The organism is Staphylococcus simiae (genome assembly GCF_002902085.1).
Taxonomy (GTDB): Bacteria; Bacillota; Bacilli; order Staphylococcales; family Staphylococcaceae; genus Staphylococcus; species Staphylococcus simiae.
In genome coordinates this window covers 1-6,553 of record NZ_PPQR01000102.1, presented here as the reverse complement: position 1 = coordinate 6,553, position 6,553 = coordinate 1, and the positions used below count along the sequence as shown (strand labels likewise).

Below are 6,553 nucleotides of genomic sequence, written 5' to 3'. Positions count from 1 at the left end.
ACTCTACATTATGCGTTAAAAGATGATAACATGAAAAAAGAAATTAAAGACTTCATTGAAAAATTAGACTTAAATTAATATAGACACTAAACTACAAATTGCTATCAAGCTATTATATCTAATGTGATTAAATAGTATAACCTTAGATAGTATTTTGTAGTTTTTTGATTTCTGAAAATATGAAAAATATATTATTGGAAATTTGAAAATAACATTGTTAATGTTATGATAAAAATTAATAGATAAAGAAAGGATAACTTTATGATTTATACAATTACAAGTACCTTACCACGAACACACGGAGGTAGAACAAAGTCGCTTTTAGATAGAATAAAATTTTTAGATGAGTCTTTAGGTATAGAAAATATAGTTTTAACAACAAATTACAATATAAATTATCCAGATGTTTATCAGAAATTTTTAAATGAGGGAAAAATAACACAAAATACTAAATTTGAAAATATTTATGAATGGTTATCGAATTATAAAATTTTTCAAAAACCCAAAAATAAGTGGTTTAATAGACCTAAATTTCTAAAAGTAGATAAAGAAATAAAACAGTATGAATCAAAAAAAGATAATCACAATAGCTTAATCAAATATTTTGATCAAGGTAAGTATATCCTAGGTAGAAAATATCAAAAAAGAAAAAATATTTTGATATATGAATTATTTATTGATCCTGATACAGAGAAAGTCAAAGAACGTTGGGATTATAGTAAATATGGCGTACTCCATAAGAAAACTTTTTTCAATACTAAAACTGATAATATTCATATGGTAGAATATTTAGATGTTGAAGGTAATGTTTATTGTAAAAAGTATTTTCAAAACAACAATCAAAATACGTTAGATTATATTCAAATTTATCAAAACAATATTCCTTTTAAAGCCTTTAGCACTGAAAAAAAACTATTTAAATTTTATTTTGAAAGAAAATTTAAAGATGAAGACATTGTATTTAATGATGCTCGACTACTTGATGGTGCGTTACTTAAACAAAATAATAAGACGAAAAATATACTAGTATTACATAGTAGTCATCAGAAAGAAGGACAAATTTCAAAATCATATAAATTCGCCTTAGAAAATTATGAAAAAGTAGAAAAATATATTGTATTAACACATAAACAAAAAGAAGATATTCAAAAAAAATATCATATACCAAATCAGAAATTTCAAATTATTCCACATACTATAAAACCTTATGGTAAAAAGAATAAAGAAAATAAATTAAATAGGTTTGTTTATATAGGAAGGTTAGCAAAAGAAAAACAAATAAATCACATTATTGAAGCGTTTAAAATAGTAAGAGATTATGGTTACGATACTAGGTTAGTCATTTTTGGTTCGGATGTAGATAATTGTAAAAAAGACTTAATAAACCTAATAGAACAATATAATATAAACCATTATGTTGAGTTTAAAAAATATACTAACTCACCATTGATGGAATTTCAGAAATCACAAGCCTCTTTGTTAACTAGTAAATATGAGGGATTTGGATTGACAGCTATTGAAAGTATAGAAGTAGGATGTCCAGTTATTGCATATGACATTGATTATGGCCCGAGTGAAATCATTCAAAATGGGAAAAATGGATACCTGGTTGAACCTAATAATATTAATGAATTATCGAAGGTAATGATTAAAATAATTGAGAATCCTTTAAAAGAAGTATTTACTTTAGAAGGTTTAAAAGAAGAAAATAAACAAAGATATTACGAACAATTATTTAAAGGATTATAAGTAAAAGTCCTCATTCATAGTTTTTAAAGATTGTGAATGAGGACTTTAGATATTCAATTAATTAGTTTAATTGAATATCTCTTGATTTATACTTTCAGCTACTTGTTCGAATTGATTAATTTTTAATGATACATATAATTTTATCTTAGGTTCAGTTCCAGAAGGACGTAAAGCAATAAATCCTTCATTAAAATATATTTTAATAACATCTGCTTGAGGTAACGAAATTTTTGAACTCTCTCCAGTTAAAATATTGGTTTTAATACTTGTTAAATAGTCTTCTATAGAAGTTACTTCTAAACCGTTAATTTGTTTAGGTGTATTGTTTCTAAAATTATCCATAATATTTGAAATTTTCTCTTTTCCTGATAAGCCTTCAAATGTATGTGAAAACAGTTTGTCTTCGTGAATTCCAACCTTAGCGTAGATATCATCAAGTTCATTTTTTAATGTACGATTTTTATTTTTTAACTCAGCTGCATATCTAATGAGTAAGGGGACAATTTGCACAGCATCTTTATCTCTGACAAATGATTCAGCTAAGAAGCCATAACTCTCTTCATAACCAAAAATAAAGTTTGTTTGATTATTCAAACAGCTAATTTCTTCAGCAATATATTTGAATCCAGTAAGCACTTCCTTTATAGCGATGTTATGAAGACGTGCTAATGACTTAGCCAACTCGCTACTAACAATGGATTGAATCATTAAACGGTTATTTAAATTAGTTGTTTGTTTAATGCGGTAATTTAATAATAAAGCACCAATTTGATTACCATTAAAATAGGTTAAATTACCCTCGCTATCACGTTCAACGAACCCCAATCTATCAGCATCAGGATCGGTACCAATCATTAAATCAGCACCTATATTATTAGCGAGAGCAATAGATTTATCGAACGACTTATGATCTTCGGGATTGGCACTTTTAACGGAACTAAAATTTGAATCCGGTATACATTGTGACTTAACTAAAGTATATTCTTTAAAGTTAAGTGAGTTTAATATGTCAGGAACTATAGGTACGCTGGTACCATGAAGACTTGTGAAAACTACAGATAAGTCTGAATTTGGAATATGATCTGTTAAATTAACAACATTTTGAATATAATTTTGTCTCACTTTAGTATTTAATGTTCGAATATATTCTTTGTTACTACTAACATAGCTCTCGATATCTATTGATAATGGATTACCAATTTGATTAATGTAATTACTCAAATTTTTAGATGACTCAGTACCAAGTTGTGCTCCGTCAGGACCATAAACTTTAATACCGTTATAATCTTTAGGATTATGACTTGCTGTAACCATTATACCTGCAGAAGCATGCATATATCTTACAGCAAAAGAAAGCTCTGGTGTTGTTTTGTAAGAATCAGGCAAATAAGTAATAACTTGATGTGAAGCTAATACTTGAGCAATTAGTTTACCGAACTCAGGAGACAAATGTCTTGTGTCATAATGAATAACTACACTAGGTGTATTGTATTGTTTCTTTAAATATTGTGCTAAGCCTAAAGCAACTTTAGCAACTGTGAATTTGTTTAATCGGCCTTCACCTAAACCAAATTTCCCTCTTATGCCAGCAGTTCCAAAACTAAGTTTACTATTAAAACCTTCGTCTTGCTCAATCTTTGATTGCTCAACATAGAAAGGTTTTACGAAACTCTCATCTAATTTTTCAATCCAATCCTGTTTCATTTCTCTTCGTCCTTTCAAGTAACAATATTATTAATTTAAGTAATATTTACATTATATAACAAGATATTGATGATTTATATGTCATTATCAATAGTTTATAACAAAAAACAACAAATATTATAATTGTAATTATTTTAGTATAAGCAACTAATCATAATAACTATTAAAAAATATACATATATTTAAATATATGGAAAAATATTGTGTCTTTCATTATAATTAACATAGTAATTTCAATTAATAACAAGGGGACAAAAATATGATATATACTGTCACAAGTACATTACCACAAGTCCATGGAGGGCGTACCAAGTCATTGCTAAGTCGAATAAAATTGTTAGACACTGAACTAAATATAAAGAATAAAATATTAACTACGAATTATAATGAAAATTATCCATCTGTATATAAAAGTTTTATTGATAGCGCTAAAGTTACTGAAAATATTGAGTTTGAAAATATTTATGATTGGCTTAGTGATTTTAAATTGTTTAATACACCCAAAACTATTTTTACCAACAAAATAAAATATGAAACTTTAGATGAAAAAATTGATGGATTGACATTTAAAGAAGACAAAAATAAAAATGCGATTAGATATTACAACAAAGAAAGATATGTTCTATATCGACAATTATATGAAAATTCAAAAATAGTTAAATTTGAAGATTTTATGTCACCTATTTGTAAAAAGAAAATTGAACGTTGGGAATATAATGAATTTGGTCAATTGCATAGAAAGAAATACTTTTCACGAAAAAATTTTGTTAGGATGACAGAAGAATATTTTGATACAGAAGGTAATATCTATTGTAAGAAGTTTTACGATAATGATGAAACTAACCAATTAGACTATATTGAAATTTATAAAGAAGGTAGACCATTTAAAGCATTCAAAACAGAAAAAGAAATGTTTGAATATTATTTTGAAAATAGATTTAAAGATGGAGACATTGTTTTTAATGATGCACGTTTATTAGATAGACCTTTATTAAACCAATATCACAAAACGAAAAATATTCTAGTTTTTCATAATAGTCATCTAGATGGAGAAAAAATTAAAGGGTCATATAAATTTGCTTTAGAAAATTCAGATAAAGTTTCAAAATATTTATTACTAACTGAAAAACAAAAAAATGATATTCAACAACAATTAAATATTAATAATAATAAGATTGCTATAATTCCCCATTCTATTAAAGAATATAATAGAGATAATAGTGTTGAAAAATTAGACCGGTTTATTTTCTTAGGACGCTTAGGTACTCAAAAGCAGTTAGATCATCTTATAAAAGCTTATAAACAATTTTTAGACTTCGGTTATTCAACTAAGCTATCTATTTATGGTGCAGATGAACAAGGTCAAAAACAAATGATGATAGATTTGATTAATCAATTTGGTATTCAAGATAAAGTTGAATTCTATGATTTTACAAATGAACCATTAAATGAGTTTCAAAAGTCAAGAGCATCTTTATTAACAAGTAAATTTGAAGGTTTTGGTTTAACTGTAATGGAGAGTATTGAAGTGGGGTGTCCAGTCATTTCTTATGATGTTCGTTATGGTCCATCAGAAATTATTAACCATGGACAAAATGGATATTTAGTTGAAGCTGACAATATTGAATTATTTGCTAAGTATATGGCAGAAATAGTTAATCATCCATTGGAAAATGTTAAAACTAATGAAAGCTTACGTCATCAAACAGCAGTATATAATTTCAGTAAGCTATTTGAAGGTTTGGAATAAATTTTTAATTCAATACTTATGAAATATGTTAATAATAAAGAAAAAGCACTCACTAATACCGAGCTGACCCATTTAGTGGAAATAGAAAAAACACTTCCGTTGAATTCGTGTAAAATGAATCTAAACGGAGGTGTTTTTTCTGTGTTGAGTTGTCAATTTAAGTGCAACAGTTCGTTACATAAAACTTCATAAGCTGTTTTCCAATTTAAACATTTTCTTGGTCGATTATTAATAGAATTTAAAGCATAATCTAATTCTTCTTGATTTACTTTTGCTAAGTCTGTTTTCTTTGGGAAGAATTCTCTAAGTAAACCATTAGAATTTTCGTTAGTACCACGTTGCCAGGCTGAGTAAGGGTCGGCAAAATAAATATTGATACCAAATTCTTGTTCTATCGATTTATAGCAAAAAAATTCTTTACCACGATTTACTGTTATAGTTTTAACAGATTCATTAGGAAAAGTAAAAATCAGTTCTTTTATGGCATGTTCCATTGATTTAGATGAACGATCGGGTATCAAACAACAATAATAGCGAGATTTTCTTTCTGTGAAAGTTGCGATACATCCTTTGCTTTTACCTCTGATTGAAACAACGGTATCAGCTTCCCAATGTCTAAATATAGCACGTTTTTTTACTTCTTTCGGGCGTTGAGTGATTAGTTTTCCAACATTAAAATGTTCTCTAGTTTCTCTTGGAAGTCGTCTTGTACCTTTTTGTCTAAGATAAGGAAATGCATCAAAATTAAGCATTTGTGAATTAATCCATCTATAAATGGTTTTAAAACAAATTTGATTGTGTAATAAACGACCAACGATTTGTTCTGGTGACCAATGTAACTTTAAATGATGAATAATTTTATTTATTAGTTTAATGTTTAATTTTGTGTGTCGACCGCAGTTCTTTTTCTTCGACTTATAACTGTTCTGAGCGTATGAAGCATCATAGTTGTCATTGCTTTTATTTCTATTAATTTCGTGAGAAATCGTTGATACTGAATGATTTAATCTTTGAGCAATCGCTCTTAATGAATAGTTTTCTTTGTTAAGAATCTCTATACTTGCACGTTCGGTTATTGTAAGATGGTAATAGCTCATATTGGCACTCTTTGTATATGTTTTTGTGGTTATTAACATCTTACAACAAAGTGTCAATCATGGGCATTTTTTATGAAATTTTATTAGTGTTGCACTTAATATTACAATCCGTCTCATATTAAAAATACAAAAAACGGACTAATAGAAAATAACTTAAAATTTTCTATTAGCCCAATTTACTTTATTGTTATAAATTATTTAGAGTCTTTACCGTATAATTCTTGTTTGATTTTAGTTGTTGAGATACCTTCTG

The 6,553-nt window shown here is 27.1% G+C and carries 4 protein-coding genes; 2 read left to right on the top strand and 2 right to left on the bottom strand.

From position 1 onward, the window contains the following. The first annotated feature begins 261 nt into the window (after positions 1–261). Complete coding sequence (locus CD113_RS11110) at positions 262–1,749, top strand: glycosyltransferase (RefSeq protein WP_002461615.1); 1,488 nt, start codon at positions 262–264, stop codon at positions 1,747–1,749. 66 nt (positions 1,750–1,815) lie between these two features. On the opposite strand, the gene CD113_RS11105 is transcribed toward CD113_RS11110, so the two are convergent. Further along, positions 1,816–3,453 (bottom strand): phospho-sugar mutase, encoded by a 1,638-nt coding sequence (locus tag CD113_RS11105; protein WP_002461613.1) that lies wholly within the window; start codon positions 3,451–3,453, stop codon positions 1,816–1,818. Positions 3,454–3,712: 259 nt separating this feature from the next. Between CD113_RS11105 and CD113_RS11100 the strand changes: the two genes are divergently transcribed. Continuing rightward, entirely contained in the window at positions 3,713–5,203 is a 1,491-nt protein-coding gene (locus CD113_RS11100; protein WP_002461612.1) for a glycosyltransferase, read from the top strand. 152 nt (positions 5,204–5,355) lie between these two features. Here the strand turns inward: CD113_RS11100 and CD113_RS11095 are convergent, their stop codons facing one another. Beyond that, positions 5,356–6,300 (bottom strand): IS30 family transposase, encoded by a 945-nt coding sequence (locus CD113_RS11095; protein ID WP_002461611.1) that lies wholly within the window; start codon positions 6,298–6,300, stop codon positions 5,356–5,358. Positions 6,301–6,553: the final 253 nt, after the last annotated feature.